The 15,166-nt window shown below is 39.1% G+C and carries 19 protein-coding genes; 4 read left to right on the top strand and 15 right to left on the bottom strand.

Annotated features, from left to right (window positions below):
* The coding region (locus tag AAF462_00250; protein MEM7007545.1) for a hypothetical protein at window positions 1–396 on the top strand (396 nt) is incomplete at its 5' end.
* A 134-nt stretch (window positions 397–530) separates the two neighbouring features.
* On the opposite strand, the gene AAF462_00245 is transcribed toward AAF462_00250, so the two are convergent.
* On the bottom strand, window positions 531–1,385 hold the full coding sequence (locus AAF462_00245) for a hypothetical protein (GenBank protein MEM7007544.1): 855 nt from the start codon (window positions 1,383–1,385) through the stop codon (window positions 531–533).
* Window positions 1,386–1,491: 106 nt separating this feature from the next.
* Here AAF462_00245 and AAF462_00240 point away from each other — a divergent pair, with 106 nt between their 5' ends.
* Complete coding sequence (locus tag AAF462_00240; GenBank protein ID MEM7007543.1) at window positions 1,492–1,752, top strand: hypothetical protein; 261 nt, start codon at window positions 1,492–1,494, stop codon at window positions 1,750–1,752.
* On the opposite strand, the gene AAF462_00235 is transcribed toward AAF462_00240, so the two are convergent.
* From AAF462_00235 to AAF462_00190, 10 genes are all read right to left on the bottom strand, one after another.
* A complete protein-coding gene (locus AAF462_00235) occupies window positions 1,745–2,245 on the bottom strand; it encodes a thermonuclease family protein (GenBank protein ID MEM7007542.1) in 501 nt (166 codons plus the stop codon). The two genes, AAF462_00240 and AAF462_00235, sit on opposite strands and share 8 nt — an antisense overlap.
* Before the next feature lie 2 nt (window positions 2,246–2,247).
* Window positions 2,248–3,048, bottom strand: a complete 801-nt coding sequence (locus AAF462_00230) for an iron chelate uptake ABC transporter family permease subunit (GenBank protein MEM7007541.1) — start codon at window positions 3,046–3,048, stop codon at window positions 2,248–2,250.
* Between the two features lie 63 nt (window positions 3,049–3,111).
* Window positions 3,112–3,825 carry a metal ABC transporter ATP-binding protein gene (locus tag AAF462_00225; protein ID MEM7007540.1) on the bottom strand — a complete coding sequence of 238 codons (714 nt, stop codon included), beginning with the start codon at window positions 3,823–3,825 and terminating at the stop codon, window positions 3,112–3,114.
* A 4-nt stretch (window positions 3,826–3,829) separates the two neighbouring features.
* Window positions 3,830–4,783 carry a metal ABC transporter substrate-binding protein gene (locus AAF462_00220; GenBank protein ID MEM7007539.1) on the bottom strand — a complete coding sequence of 318 codons (954 nt, stop codon included), beginning with the start codon at window positions 4,781–4,783 and terminating at the stop codon, window positions 3,830–3,832.
* Between the two features lie 24 nt (window positions 4,784–4,807).
* Window positions 4,808–6,202, bottom strand: a complete 1,395-nt coding sequence (locus tag AAF462_00215; protein MEM7007538.1) for a hypothetical protein — start codon at window positions 6,200–6,202, stop codon at window positions 4,808–4,810.
* A gap of 156 nt (window positions 6,203–6,358) precedes the next feature.
* Window positions 6,359–6,688, bottom strand: a complete 330-nt coding sequence (locus AAF462_00210) for a hypothetical protein (protein ID MEM7007537.1) — start codon at window positions 6,686–6,688, stop codon at window positions 6,359–6,361.
* A complete protein-coding gene (locus AAF462_00205; protein ID MEM7007536.1) occupies window positions 6,685–7,542 on the bottom strand; it encodes an ATP-binding cassette domain-containing protein in 858 nt (285 codons plus the stop codon). Before AAF462_00205 ends, AAF462_00210 begins: the two co-directional genes overlap by 4 nt.
* A gap of 3 nt (window positions 7,543–7,545) precedes the next feature.
* Window positions 7,546–8,352 carry an energy-coupling factor transporter transmembrane component T gene (locus tag AAF462_00200; GenBank protein MEM7007535.1) on the bottom strand — a complete coding sequence of 269 codons (807 nt, stop codon included), beginning with the start codon at window positions 8,350–8,352 and terminating at the stop codon, window positions 7,546–7,548.
* A gap of 9 nt (window positions 8,353–8,361) precedes the next feature.
* On the bottom strand, window positions 8,362–9,075 hold the full coding sequence (locus AAF462_00195) for an energy-coupling factor ABC transporter permease (protein ID MEM7007534.1): 714 nt from the start codon (window positions 9,073–9,075) through the stop codon (window positions 8,362–8,364).
* A 1-nt stretch (window position 9,076) separates the two neighbouring features.
* Entirely contained in the window at window positions 9,077–9,550 is a 474-nt protein-coding gene (locus AAF462_00190) for a transcriptional repressor (GenBank protein ID MEM7007533.1), read from the bottom strand.
* Between the two features lie 322 nt (window positions 9,551–9,872).
* Here AAF462_00190 and AAF462_00185 point away from each other — a divergent pair, with 322 nt between their 5' ends.
* Complete coding sequence (locus AAF462_00185) at window positions 9,873–11,453, top strand: DEAD/DEAH box helicase (GenBank protein ID MEM7007532.1); 1,581 nt, start codon at window positions 9,873–9,875, stop codon at window positions 11,451–11,453.
* 7 nt (window positions 11,454–11,460) lie between these two features.
* Here AAF462_00185 and AAF462_00180 read toward each other — a convergent pair whose 3' ends face one another.
* Window positions 11,461–12,039, bottom strand: a complete 579-nt coding sequence (locus tag AAF462_00180; GenBank protein ID MEM7007531.1) for a DNA-3-methyladenine glycosylase I — start codon at window positions 12,037–12,039, stop codon at window positions 11,461–11,463.
* Window positions 12,039–12,404 carry a cupin domain-containing protein gene (locus AAF462_00175; protein MEM7007530.1) on the bottom strand — a complete coding sequence of 122 codons (366 nt, stop codon included), beginning with the start codon at window positions 12,402–12,404 and terminating at the stop codon, window positions 12,039–12,041. Before AAF462_00175 ends, AAF462_00180 begins: the two co-directional genes overlap by 1 nt.
* Before the next feature lie 149 nt (window positions 12,405–12,553).
* Between AAF462_00175 and AAF462_00170 the strand changes: the two genes are divergently transcribed.
* Complete coding sequence (locus tag AAF462_00170) at window positions 12,554–13,063, top strand: hypothetical protein (GenBank protein MEM7007529.1); 510 nt, start codon at window positions 12,554–12,556, stop codon at window positions 13,061–13,063.
* A gap of 126 nt (window positions 13,064–13,189) precedes the next feature.
* On the opposite strand, the gene AAF462_00165 is transcribed toward AAF462_00170, so the two are convergent.
* On the bottom strand, window positions 13,190–14,341 hold the full coding sequence (locus tag AAF462_00165; GenBank protein ID MEM7007528.1) for an acyl-CoA dehydrogenase: 1,152 nt from the start codon (window positions 14,339–14,341) through the stop codon (window positions 13,190–13,192).
* An 81-nt stretch (window positions 14,342–14,422) separates the two neighbouring features.
* On the bottom strand, window positions 14,423–15,046 hold the full coding sequence (locus tag AAF462_00160; protein MEM7007527.1) for a TetR/AcrR family transcriptional regulator: 624 nt from the start codon (window positions 15,044–15,046) through the stop codon (window positions 14,423–14,425).
* Between the last annotated feature and the right edge of the window lie 120 nt (window positions 15,047–15,166).

The following is a 15,166-nucleotide window of genomic DNA, read 5'->3' as shown; positions in this document are numbered from 1 at the left end:
GTAGATGAAGCCACAGATGCAATGCAAGATGGCAAAGATGTTATGGATACAGGCCAAGATGCTAAGGACATGGTCGATAAAGGTCAGGATGCCAAAGACATGATGGACCAAGTTGATACTGTAGATGAAGCCACAGATGCAATGCAAGAAGGCGAGGATGTGGTGGACGAAGGGCAAGAAGCCAAGGGTATGATGGATAAGAGCCAGGATGCTATGCAGCAAGGGCAGGACATGATGAAACAGGGCCAAGACGCCATGCAGCAAGGGCAGGATATGATGGATAAAGCCCAAGGCACCAAGGACATGGTCGATAAAGGTCAGGACGCTAAGGGGATGATGGACAAGGGGCAGGACGTCCAGGATATCGTGGATACGGACCTAGATGCTACCCAATAGGATCTAGATTTAAAAAGCATCACTCAATAAATGATGCCATAAGGATTAAAGCAACAAATAACTGCGTTTAAACAATATGATAATAAAGAAAGGGGGAGATTTATCTCCCCTTTATTATTGACTATTTACAGTTTTTACTCAGTTGCAACTGTAATTTTCCTTTCTGTATTATTAAACGGGCCTTCCACAATATTCCCGTTCCCGTCAAGTAGCTGTAAAGTAATTATATAGTCTCCCGAAGTAAGTCCTGTTACAAATGCAGGGGTCCATTCAGTCATAGTAATAGTGTATTCAGTAGCATCGGCTTCGTCTTTGCGGATTGTATACTTAGCTTGATAATCATCTCCAAGTTCAGCGTTAATCAAATAAAAATCGAGCATAATCTTTTCAGCATCTTTGCCTTCATATTTTCCTTTAGGACGGCTATAAATAACGTTCGGCTTAGACTCATCGAGCATAAACTCGCCTTGTTGCTTTCCAACATAAAAATTTACTATATCTATTGAACCATCCGCCTTTACACTTTCATGGTACGAGCGGCTAGGGAATACGATCAGGGTGTGAGCGCCTTCATCTAATGTTCCAATATCAAAAGGTACTCCCGCTTCATAATCCGCGAAGTACGGGTCATTATCCAAAATAATATGAGCGTGCTGTCCTTGAGCAGAATTTGCAATCTCTTTGGCTCTTGGCGTATTTGTTTGAGTTCCTAACTGGTAGTTTTCAACATCTACTACAACAGAAAGCTCATTGCTCTTTAGAACTTCGCCATCTGTAAGATTGGTGAAACGTGCTTTAGCACCGGAGAAACCTGGAGATCTTTTTCCAGCTACTATCTCCACAGAAGCCTCCGGGGTTTGATCAGATATCTGAGTTTCCTCTACAACTTGATTATCTTGAGCCGGTTCCTGGGTTTGTTTGCATGCCACGGTAACAATCGCTACTAGTGCAATTATGGTAAATAATAACAATGTTATCGGTATTCTCATTTTATATACTCCTTTTAGGATTTGTTATGTTATGTATTCTAAATTATCATATGTTCTAATCCAATTAAAATTTATTAAGAGTAAATTGATTGATACGGAGACATAAATGATTAGTGAGGATCTACTTAAGATCATAGCCTGCCCCGAAACGAAACAAGACTTGGTGGTTGCAGATACTGAACTTGTGGAAAAGATAAATTCCCTGGTTGAGAAAGGTGAGCTACTAAATAGAATTAATCAAAAAGTTGATAAGAAAATTCAAAGCGGGCTGATACAAAAATATGATAAAAAACTGCTCTATCCAATAAGGGATGAAATACCAATACTTTTAGTTGATGAAGCAATACCGCTTGAGAATGTTACTTAGTTATAATGTCCCTTATACTATCATTTTCCTCAATTATAATAGTTTCAGTCTGTTCACTTACTTCTAAAAATTGCCCTTTGTATTTAGTAATTTCTTCCACGTTCAATTCTGCGAAGCCTTTTTCAACAAGAAGAAGGTTAAGCATTCTATTGCCTGGTAAAAATACATAAGCCGGAATATCACCGTTACTGTCCCTAGTCTGAGCTCCAGGCTCTATCTTAATCAGTGTGCCCCGTTTTAAAATGGATTTACAATATTCCTTAGCTTCTTGGGCTTTATCTTTTGGAACAGTTATACCAACTATCCTAATATTTTCATAGTCCAGTCCAGGAAGCTCACAGAGGAATTTCTCTCCGCTATCTACTCTTAATACTGTGCACTGAAATTCGTCGGGATGCAGAAAGGAAAGTTCATCTGCAACTTTCTTATACTGGCCACAGCCGCTAATTAAAATGATAAAGGTAATAACAAAAGTGCATAATTTAATATTCATAGTTATATTGAGATTTTAATCTCCCTCCATAATATAGCAAGTATAAAGAACATTGATGCACATACCGTAATCGAGGCCCCAGTCGGGATTGATAAAACAAAAGAGAAAAAGTATCCAAGAGTTGCTGAGAGGACTCCAATTATCATAGAGAATATAAAAACGAGCTTTAAATTTTCAGTAAGATGCAGGGACGCTAGCGGCGGTAGAGCCAAAAGGGCAAAAACAGGTAGAGCTCCCAAGGCTCTAGTTGCAACAGAAACCACAAGCGCTACAGTAATTAGAAGTAGTGTGTTTAAGCTCCTGACGGGATAATTAAAAAGTTTTGCTGATTCCGTATCAAATGAGACAAATATAAAATCTTTGTAAAATATCAAATGGATAATAAATACTAATAATGCAACACCTGGGATAATATATACATCCATTGGATCTACTACTACGGCGCTACCAAACAGAATTGTTGCAATATCATGGGCACCTCTGGAGATTTTATCCCCTAGTATAATTACTCCCCCAGAGGCCAGTAAAAAGCCAAAGGCTATTACGCCTTCGCGGCTTATTCTGGAAAACTCTCTTTTTAATGCATAAAATGCTGCTGCAAGGGCGGTTAAAATTAGCGAAAGCGCAAACGGTCCAATTAGGCTTGAGAAAACTGCTAAACCTAAAGCCTCAAAATAAAAGGATAGAGCTACACCGAAACTTGCAATTTGCGTAAGCGTAGCACTAACAAATATTATTCTTCTAAGTACTACGTATACCCCTAAAAATCCGCAGATAGCGCCAGTGAAAGCACCTACAATCATAGGGTCTCGCCATAAAAAGAAGCTATCAATAAATTGCTTTAATATCTCCATATGTTTGTTTGATTAATTTAGATTTAAGCTAAGCCCGAAGAATTTATCTAGATCTTCTTTTTCCAATATCTCTTTTTTGTCACCTGCTTGGAAGATATTACTGTCTTTATCAATCAAGATTAGATGATCTGAGTACTCTGAAACTATGTTCAGAAAGTGGCTGACCATGAGAACTGAGAGTTTTCTTTCACTTTGGATAGTTCTGACAAGCTGCATAATCTCTGTTTCGCCTTTTATATCAACCGATGCGGTTGGCTCATCTAACACAAGTAAATCTGGCTCACCCGCTATCGCGCGTGCAAGAAGTGAGCGCTGCTTTTCTCCACCGGAAAGAGATCTGAAAGTGCGGGTTTTTAGATGCTCTATTCCCGCACTTTTCATTGATCTTTCAATAATTTTAATATCATCGTCGGATAGTTTTCTTCCTGGTCCGAGCCTGCTATATCTGCCCATCGAGACTATCTCAAATACAGAGATAGGAAAGATGGGATCAAATTTCTCGCTCTGAGGTACGTAACCAAAAACTATCTCATCGTTTATAGCCACATCTCCGGAAACAGGGGCTAGAAGATCTAATATAGTTTTAAGAAGTGTTGTTTTGCCGCTTCCGTTTGGACCAAGAACTCCCCAGAACTGATTAGATTTAATCTCAAGATTAACTGCATCCAATAGTCTGTGTTTCTCATGACCAATAACTACATTTTCTAGCTTAACCAGTGTTTCCATATCATTAGTTTGCTGCACTAGAACTGAGCGCTGATGTAATTTCAGTTACAAGTACATCAAAAAGCCCGGCATATGTTGTAATTCCCTCTTCTCCGCCTACCATTGAAGGCAATATTAATGAAGTCGCCCCAGTTTGCTGAGCAATAATTTGAGGAGTCTTCTGTGGATAATAGTTGGCAGAGATAATTAGAGGAATATTCTGCGCTTCTATTGTCGTAATTATATTCGCTACATGCGAAGGGGTTGGGGGAACGCCTGGTAGAGGCTCGATTGTTCCAGCCTGTATAAATCCGGCCCAATCCAAAAAGTAAGTCCAGTTCTTATGGTATGTAACTACTTTAGTGCCTTTATATGCTGAGAGCTGAGCATCCCACTCACTTATTTTTAAAGTGAGCGTGTCTTTAAAGTTGTTGTAATTCTGCTCATAATACTCTGCATTTTCAGGGTCTAGTCTTATTAGCCTGGCAGCTATGCCTCTTGCAACAACTATTCCATTTCTCGGGTCTAGCATGAAGTGAGGATTTCCTCCAGGATGTATATCTCCCATTGATCTGTCAATGGGTGTAGTAGGAACTTCAAGTTTGTTTTGGATTGAAGTTGAAGCATCGTAGTGCCCTACTGTATTGCTTCTCGTGATATTTGAGTTTCTAGCTCCGGTAATCAATATAGGGAGCCATCCCACCTCTAGCTCGAGTCCATTAAATACAAGCAAATCTGCCTGGTTTAATTGAGTCACAAATGTGGGTTTAGCATCCACAAAGTGGGGATCTTGATAACCTTTGGCAAGGCTTATTACTTCCACCTTATCCCCGCCAATTTCTGATGCAATTGCTGCTAAATCTGTTACTGAGGTAACAATCTGCACCTGTGCAACAGCGCTCTGTGCTACAAGACATATAGTCATGAAAGCAAAGACTGCTGCTAATATAAAATGATTTTTTGATTGAAGTTTTTTCATTATCGTTGTCTCCTTTTAGTGGAATTAGAATGGATGTGCCCCATGCGCTCCAATCGCATACTGGAATTGAAGGAAAACGGCATGCTGGTTTTCAGCAAAGTCTTGGTTTAGATAATCGTACTGTACTCTGATTTGCGAAAACTCACTTGGCCTAAATGTAACCATTGGAGAAATTCTGTATGTTCTGCCAAGTAGTCCTAACATACCTTCTTCTTCCTCGCCTTCCCCGGTTCTGGCTACATTAAAGATGCCTAAAGCATCGCCATCTCCTTCTTCAGGCTCTTCCGTAACAGGGGTGTTTGTATCGATAATTCCGAATCTAAATCCGGAGTTCCATCTTTTTGCGAAACGATATACCAGCTCAGCATACCAACCCCAGTTCTCAAGTGTTTCCTCAGGAGTCTGTGCGTCTAGGTACATAAATTCAGACTGTAGCATGATCTCTTGGTATGGGTTATTTTTAAGCGGACGATACTTTGCATATAGATCGATTCCATAAAGATTTGATCTCTCTCCAGGGGCTGTTCCGTTTACACCAGTTGCAAACGAGCCTCCCAGATTGACTCCAAATGACTCTGATAGTTCAAAGAAATTAGCCATATGGAATACGTATAGTAGTCTTCCAAGATCGTTTGCATCTTCGTCCCTAGCAAAGGTTGGTACTTCAACATCCGGGCTTCCGCCTGATGCGCTAAGCTCTAAGTACCAAGGTAGTGGTACCAAGAAGTTTGCTTCTATGCTGGTTGGGTTAAGATGCTCTCCAAGAAACTGAGCTGCAGGTAGTGGTAGAGTTACAAAATTTTGGTTATGCCTGTGCTGCTGGTTTATTCGACCAAATTTAGCTCTGGCACGTCCAACTCTAAACTGTGAGTTCAGCGGTAAGCTAAATAGCGTGGTTCCGTATGCTTCTTCTAGCTCCACACCTTCTGTACTGAAGGAGAGAAACATATCAAATCTAAAAAATGAATCCACTACGCCCTGAAAACCTACTTCAACTTCCTGCACATTTACTCCGGTATTCTCTGGATCAGCCTCAGCGAATACAAAAGGTTCGTCCTGAGAATAATATGCAGCGGCGAAAGTACCTATAACGCTTATTTGAGGATTAAACGCATTAAGCGCATTGCCAATAAACCCCTGACTAGCTTGTGCTGGCTTGGCTTCAATAATCGTCAGATCAGTCTCTTCTTCAACAATAATAGTCTCTTGAGATGGTCTTTGCTGAGCCTGCTTTTCTAGTTTCTCATTCTTTTCCTCGAGCTCCTCAATTCTATTTTGCATCTGCTTCATCATCTGCTTTAATTCTTTAAGCTCTTTCTTAACCTCGCCACTTTCCTGTGCTTGAGCTTGCAGGCTAAGCGGCGCTGATAAAATTAAAGCAATAATCATCATAACAAAGAAATTTCTACTTAAATTCATACTGCACCTCCAATAAATTAGTTGTAATATCTGAATTGCAACTTAAGCTGCAAATTGGGTTTTAGATAGACATAATGCCTATGAGAATTTCAAAGTTCGAAATTTTCTAAACAATATAGAGTTCTATTTTTAGCCTTCCCAATTGCAGAGATCGGGTTAAGAAAACGGTGGGGCCCTAGATGGCCTATCTATGTTAAAGAAGGAATTAGTGAGAGTAAATTCTATAACTTTATATCTAAAGATTAAACCTAGTTCATTGTTATCAAGTAAAAGACCTGTTTTTGGGTTTTGTAGGCTACTTTGCAGAAGACAAGCTGAGCAATCTTTAACTGAATGCTCAGAATGACTCTCAGCATGTATTGATAAAGATTCAGAATCACTGTGTTCGTGTGTATGGAAACTCAAAGAGAATACGAATAAGAGCGCAAGAGTTGTGAAAAACACCCTAGATAATTTGTTGTTGTGCATATCTCTTATTCTTTTCATAGCACACCTGATTTGTTTTTCGTTGATAAAATCTCATCTGCAATGGAGCTTGCTGCCTCGTCTACTGTAAGCGAGGTTTCCATGTAAATACCCCTTTTTCTTAGCTCTTCAAAAAGTGAACCCAAAATAGGGGGCTCGATATGACACTGGGCAAGCTTATCAATTTCAGAAAATATTTCTTTGGGTGTTCCCTTTGATACAATACGGCCGCCTTGGGCAATAAGATATACAGTGTCTGCAATCATTGGAACGGTGTTCATATTATGAGTTGATAAAATAATAGCAGTCCCATTTTCTCTATTGATATCATTTAACAGCTCAATTAATTCTCGTCTGCAAGTAGGATCAATGTGCTCAAATGGCTCATCTAATATTAACAGCTCGGGTTTTGTAACCAGAGCTCCTGCAATTCCTACTTTAGCCTTCTCACCACCGCTCATATAGTGCGGCACCTTATCTTTTAAATGCTCTATTTCAAGCTTAACAAGAATGTCATCAACTAAGCTTTCTATTTCTTCCTCACTATATCCGTAATTTCTTGGAGAAAAAGATATATCATCATAAACTTTGGGAGCAATAATCTGTAGATCCACATTTTGAAGTAAAACCCCTATGCGCTCTCTTACTTTCTCAAAGTCAGCACCGGGGTCTACTCCTAGCACTTGGATCTCGCCATCGGATGACTTAAGCAAACCTAGGAGCAGAGATATGAGAGTAGATTTGCCGCTGCCGTTGGGCCCTAGGATTACAACACGCTCACTTTTGTCGACGTTAAATTCCTCACCGTCAAATACTAGCGACGTTCCGTCAGGATAGTTGAATTTTACATTACTAACATGTACGAGATTTTCCAAATTTTATCCTCGAATACGTATTTGCTGATATATTGTTGATATAATTAACGCGCACACTGACAACAACAACACATACACACTAAGCTTAAGTAGGTTGGTATTAATCAGAGTCATTATTACAGCTGCGAATATCATCAGGCCAATAACCATTGTAATAAGATCATTTTTTGTAAATGTTAAATTGTTGTTGCTGCTAGATATTTTTCCTCCGTATCCTCTAATATTCATAACACCATAGAACTTTTCAGATAGATCAAATCCTCTCACCAATAAAAGCCCAATGCCAGATGAAAAATTCTTAATGTTGGAAAAATACCTTCTTCTTGTTAGCCCGCCTCTTACCTTTAAGCCTTTAATAAGGTCATCGGTAAGTTCAAGGAGAATAAATACTGATCTGTATGTAACAAATAGACCTTCTGCAATTATTCTGGGCATAATAGGACGAATAACATTAAATACATCAGGATAAGGTGTGGTTACAATCAAAAGCACCATGCAAAGCGCAGCAGATAGAGCTTTGAGCATGATCACACTGGCCCTTATCCAGCTGCCATTCCACATTGCAAAAGCAAAAATGAGGGCAAACAACGCAGGATATAAAGCGATTGTAACTATCTTAACAACTGAAAGCCTCGTCCAAAATGCAAGACTTAATAGCGCAACGTATATTCCTAACAATAAATACAACTCGTTTGTCAGAATAATAGATGCTATAACCAATGTGGTGAATACTATCTTCCAAAACGGTTTTGCCTTGTGAAGAAAGCTATCACCATGATTTGCGTAATAATCAATTATTGAAACGTCCATACTCTTAACCTAAGCCCTTTGCGTAGAAATTAAATCTGGTCTTACTCGTGATACGTATTTAATAACAAAACCGGTAATTATTCCCTCTATAAGCCATCCTACGGCCAAAAGCACTATAATAGTTTTAGCAAAACTCTTTATATTAACCCCCTCAATAAGCTCTTTTGGAATATGTTCTTCAGGGATTACTTCAGCTGTGTGTTCATCCTCGACACCGATTACAAACTCTGGGTTAATCTGTGATAAATAAACTACTGCTACTAATACACTTGTGCTGATTATTAAAGCTATTACTGCTGCAAGACCTGATGACCACACTATAGAATTCTTTCCCATTAGAGCTATTAAAAATTGAAAGAGGTAGTAACCAATAAATGCCTCGGTCCCGACTACCATTGTATTAACTCCGACCACAGTGATGCCGCCATGACCAAACATTGCTATGATAATGTCCACAATAAAAATCGAGATAAATGCCACAGCCGGTCCCAATATGATTCCTGCAATAACGCTGAGGTTTAAATGATATGCAATAGGAATAATTGGCAGAGTCATGCAGACGATCATTAGGGCGGAGATTATTCCAATTAGTGGAATCTTGCGTTTAATGTCCGTATTTCTCGTCCTGTAGATCGATATTGCCAGAAATATTGCCGTAAGAACCCATCCTGCGAGTACTAGCCAGCCCGGGAGAACTCCATCTGGTACATGTAGATGAGACATTTTAGATTGTTGCTCCTTTATTCATCTCTGACATTTCTCTCTGACATTCCTCGCACTTACCAAATAACTGAAGAAAGTGTGTATTAATCTCTATGCCCGTGTCTTGGGTTATTTTTTTTGCCAGGTCATCAAGTGGACACTCTGCAAAGTCAATTACCTTTTTACAATCTGTGCATAGTATCGGATGAAGGTGGCCATCTGGCGCTATAGCGTAACTCTGGGAGCCATCTTCAAGTGGTAGTTTCAGAGCTAGATTAAGATCGACCAGAACTTCCAGAGACCTGTATACGGTGGCAAGCCCAGTGTCAGGCAAATGTTCTTTAACTTTTGAATGAATAGTATTTATTGATAGAGACGCTCTTGTATCCTGAAGAACCTTTAATACAGCAAGCCTCTGAGGGGTACATTTAAACCCTCTATCATGAAATACTTGTGCTATCTTTTTTATATTTTCTATGGAGATTACTTGTCCCATCACACCTGCTGTTGATCAAGATATAAATTCTGTACTTCAACCCATCCCAATTGAGAAAGTTTCTCAATTGTATATTTTTAATAGGTATCTGTCAAATATTTGATATTACTTTTATATACCAATAAATACACTCATTATTGCATATTTGAATATCGGGTGTAGTCTTCTCAAATCAGAATTGAAATTTATTTGAGCAATATGAAGGTTAAAACTTTTTAGACTTTTAATATTTTACTTAAATGTTGTGACTTTCCGGTAATCTAAGAATTTAAAAAATCATATACTTCAATGCTTTGGATATATGACGGGAGTATTAAAATAGATGTTGTCATTTGATGAGCTAGGTTTAACCAAGGGAACGCTTAAAGTCCTTACCAAAAAGGGTTTTGAAGTACCAACACCGATTCAGGAAATCACTATTCCTGCAATACTTCAAGGGTCAAAAGACGTAGTTGCCCAGGCCCAGACGGGAACTGGCAAAACAGCTGCATTCGGGCTTCCGATGATTGAACTCTTGGACGAACATGCCTCAAATGTACAGGCACTTGTTCTGACACCAACTAGAGAGCTCGCTATTCAAGTTGCTGAAGAAATACATTCACTTAAAGGAAAAAAGAAGCTTACAGTTATACCTATTTACGGTGGACAAGCAATTAACCAGCAGCTAAGAGCACTCAAGAAGGGAGTTGACATTGTTATCGGAACACCTGGAAGAGTCCAGGACCACATTGACCGAGGAACATTAAAATTAGCAAAAATTTCGTTTTTGGTTCTTGATGAAGCAGATGAGATGCTAAATATGGGGTTTTTGGATGATGTTAGAAATATAATGAAACACACTTCAGAGCATAAAAGAACTATGCTCTTCTCTGCAACGATGCCAAAAGAAATTATGCAGATTGCAAGAGAGCACATGAGGGAGTTCGATGAGTTTAAAGTCACCAAAGGGCAGCTTACAGTAACTCAAACTGATCAGATTTACTTTGAAGTCTCTGCATCGGATAAATTTGAAGCGCTTTGTAGAATAATTGATATAGAAGAGGAGTTCTATGGGCTGGTATTTTGCAGAACAAAAAAGGATGTAGACATCATTTCAAACCACTTAGTAGAAAGGGGTTATGATGCAGATGCGCTTCATGGTGATATTTCCCAGCCCCAAAGAGAAAAAATTCTAAAAAAATTCAAGAAAAGAATGATAAATGTTCTTGTAGCGACAGATGTGGCAGCAAGAGGAATAGATGTTCATGATCTATCTCATGTAATTAATTTCTCCTTACCACAGGATGCAGAATCATATGTGCACAGGATAGGACGCACAGGAAGAGCTGGAAAAGAAGGAAATGCCATAACTTTTATTACCCCTGAGGAATACCGAAAACTTAGATATATAAGCAGGGAAACAAAAACTGATATACGCAAAGCAAAACTGCCGGGTGTGAAAGATGTAATAAATACAAAAAAAACAAGAATTAAAAATGTTCTCGGAGATATAGTTAGATCAAGCCCCCGCTATGAATATGTTGAGATGTCACGGGAGCTTTTGGAAGCGAGCAATCCTGAAGAAATTATTGCCGCACTACTAGAATACTCATTTCAAGATGAACTTGATGAGAAAAATTACACTCAGATTGGCGAAGCGCTCGTAGATACCAAAGGTAAAACTAGGCTATTTGTAACCCAAGGAAAAAAAGATGGCCTCACATCTCAAAAACTTATACATTTTATTCAGAACAAGTGCGGGATTAAAAGTAAGAAAATAAGAGATATACAAATTCTTGATAAATTCTCATTCGTTACACTTCCTTTTCATGATGCAGAAGTACTACTCTCATATTTCCATGGTAAGAAGAAAGGCAAAGGCCCATTTATCACCAAAGCAAAAAAAGCCAGAGAAAACGCCTGATCCGATTTTAGGCCTTTAATTCCTCATATCTATAACAAGAGACGGTGTGATCATTAACCATCCCCGCGGCTTGCATATATGCATAGCATATAGTAGAGCCAACAAAGCTAAACCCTCTTTTTTTTAGGTCTTTACTCATGGCGTCGGACTCGGCTGTTTTAGCTGGAACCTCGCTCATTTTTTTCCATTTGTTTTCAATAGTATTATTGCCCACAAATTGCCAAATATAGCTATCAAAGGATCCAAATTCATCTTGAATTTTCAAAAAGGCGTTGGCGTTCTGAACAGTAGAATTAACCTTTAATCTATTTCTAATAATCCCAGGGTTGGTTAGAAGCTTTTCAATCTTTTTTTCAGAGTATTTAGATACCTTCTCCACATCAAAGTTGTCAAAAGCTTCTCTGTAAGAGTCTCTTCTTTTTAATATAGTGATCCAGCTCAGCCCGGCCTGAGCGCCATCTAGAATGATCATCTCAAAATGAAGCCTGTCATCATGTACAGGCACTCCCCACTCTTTATCGTGGTAATCAACATAAATTGGTTCAGTACCGCACCACTCACAGCGCTTTTTCGTTTTCCTGTTCATTATTCATCGTCCCTGTGAACAGAATCTGGGGAGAAAGCCGGAAGACATACTGCTATATATTTTGCACCGCCCTCATTAGGGGTGCTGTATCTAACCCACTCACCCGGTTTTGTAATGACAGCCTGACCGGAATTTACTTCGAGTGTTCCTTTTTCATGCTCAACTACGAGCGTGCCTTCAAGTACTACCGTGAGTTCCTCAAATTCTGGGCGCTGCCCGGGCTCAACCCATCCCTGTGGTGATGTCATGCGCGCAACACTAACATTTGATTGTTCAGAATTGACCCTTCCAGCGTACTCTTCAATCTTTTTGGGCTTATTTCCTGCAGCTTCGATTATCGAGGGTTTTTCAATAAATATAGGCATTGCATCTTCCTTTTTATTATCATTTTGAGCATAGTTTACATGGCGGCAAGCATATTTAAAAACAACTTTAAAAAACAATTGCTTTAACACTTGGTACAAATTAAAATGCAATGTACGGCGGTATGTTTAAATCACACGGAGGTGTTAAAATGAGAGCAATAACTACTTTGGCTTTATTTCTTTCAGTACTTATATTTGCAGGACCAGCGCTGACACAATCAGGTGAAGCGCCTATATGGGTGAGCGGGCAGGTATCATCAATATTTCAAGATCAAGACGGCGCTATTATTAGTTTAAAAATGGCAGATGGAGAGAACTATAATATCTCTGTAAGCCCGGAGCAGTTAAAAAATCTACAGATCGGGGACAACATCACAGTAGAAATATATAGAGGCTGGGCGGAGCTGATTGAAAAAGCGGATACATCTTCGCAAGCAAGCCCTGCGCCTGACAAGAAAAAAAGCAGCCCTCAGTGGGTTGCAGGTACTGTAGAAGCAATAAATACAGGAGAGACGGACAGTCTTCTGAGCATAAAACTGTCTAATGACAAAGTATTTAATGTGTCAGCCTCAAATGATAAAGCATCTAATATTAAAGTAGGGGATTATATAACTGTTAAAATTCTAAGAGGATGGGCCCAGGCGATTTCAAAAAAGTAAATCAGATTTACCTGGAATCCTTTTTTGGAAAGAATGCATCGTAATTAGTGAATTTCAAAAACGACATCCTATACCCTCCTTCTTTAAGGAAAGAAGCTCTTTAGGGAAACCTAAAGGGCTTCTTTTTTATTGTATCTCTTTTAGTAATTCCCTTGCTATTACTATTCTTTGAATCTCAGAGGTGCCTTCATAAATTTCAGTAATCTTTGCATCTCTAAAATATCTTTCAACTGGATAGTCAGTGGTGTATCCATATCCGCCGTGGATTTGTATGGCCTTAGTGGTAACCCACATTGCCGTTTCCGCAGCATAAAGTTTTGCCATGGCTGATTGTTTTCCAAATTTTAGACTATTGTCTTTCATAACCGCTGACTGCCAGACTAGTAACCTTGAGGCTTCCACTTTAGTGGCCATATCAGCCATCATAAACTGAAGACCTTGAAAATCTGATATAGGTTTTCCAAATGCCTGTCTTTCTTTTGCATAACTTACAGATGCTTCAAGTGCTGCCTGTGCGATGCCTACCGCTTGGGAGGCAACGCCAATCCTACCCGCATCAAGTATATGAAGAGCAACTTTAAATCCATCACCCTCATTTCCGAGCATATTTTCTGCTGGAACTGCGCAGTCCTCAAAAAATATCTGAGCTGTGCTGGAGGCCCTTATCCCAAGCTTATCCTCAAGCTTTCCAACTTGTAGGCCGGGGCTTTTCATATCCACAATAAATGCGGAAATGCCTTTATGTTTTAAACTAGGATCAGTTGCGGCAAAAACTATAGCAAGATCTGCTTCCGCTCCATTAGTTACCCATGATTTTGCTCCATTTAGAACATATTGACTGCCGTTTAATGCGGCAGTCGTTTTCAATGAAGCTGCGTCTGATCCGGCTTCGGCTTCACTGAGCATAAAACAGCCAAGCTTTTTGCCAGTAGCAAGATCCGGTAGATAGATATTTTTCTGATCTTCATTACCGAATGAAACGATCGGAGCACATCCGAGCGAATTGTGGTCCAGCATTATTGTTCCAGTTGCTGCACATGCTTTGGATATTTCTTCAATTGCTATTGTATAGGACAGTGCATCAGCACCGCCTCCGCCATACTCCTCAGGCACAGTCATGCCCATAAACCCAAGCTCCGACATCTTATCAATTATTTCTTTAGGGAATCTGTGCTCCCTGTCGTTAATAGCCGCAACCGGTTTTATCTCTTTCTCAGAAAACTCTTTGGCAGTTGCCTGCACCATTTTTTGCACTTGTGAAAGTTTAATAATTGACATATAAATACCTCCCTGCCATTATTCCGACCGAGCGCTTGCTCGTTTTAATTATATTAGACATAAAACAGCGAGTCAAGATGTTTATGAAATTGATCTAATAACTAGTTCAGTTTGAATTTTGATGTAACTATTGAGTGAGAAGTTTTTCTGTGCAACCCAGCGTCTAAATGACCACATCTGCCCCTGTACCATGATATTATTTGCTACTACTTTCGCTGTTCTTTTATCTGCCTTGAAAATTTTTTCTTTAATTCCTTGTAGGATTATTCTTTCAAAAATGTTTGTAAGCTCCATTTCAGCAGACAACACATAGTTCCTATCTTTACGCTTAAGAGATTTAGTTTCCTGATATAATAAGAGCGTGTAGTCTTGAATACTGTCAATAATAGTAAAGTAATCATGCATGGCATTTATAAGCTTTTGTTTAGTGTCTGTTTCTGTCTTCATTGATGACTCGATTTTGTCGCTTACACTCTTAAATATATGATCGCAAACTAAAAACAGAATGTCTTCTTTAGTCCTTATATAATCATAAAGAGAGCCCATACTCATCCCAAATTCCTTAGCGATTTCTCTAACTGTAGTTTTATGAAACCCCTTTTCTACGAAGAGCTTTACTGCAGCGTTAACTAACTCTTGCCGCCTAATATCAATTAGTTCTTTATTTTTAATGTTGGAGCCTATCCGCACTTTAGAACTTGCCATTTATATACCATCCTCGGATCTAGTAATTGTCATATCAAATTATATACAGGTTAATATTAATATGAAACCGCATTATATGCATGCACGTATATAGATTATGAGTTGAATATAGTAAAAGGG

The organism is Thermodesulfobacteriota bacterium (genome assembly GCA_039028315.1).
Classification (GTDB): domain Bacteria; phylum Desulfobacterota_D; class UBA1144; order Nemesobacterales; family UBA2774; genus CR02bin9.
Note: the sequence above shows the minus strand (reverse complement) of the source record. Positions and strands in the feature narration are given on the sequence as shown.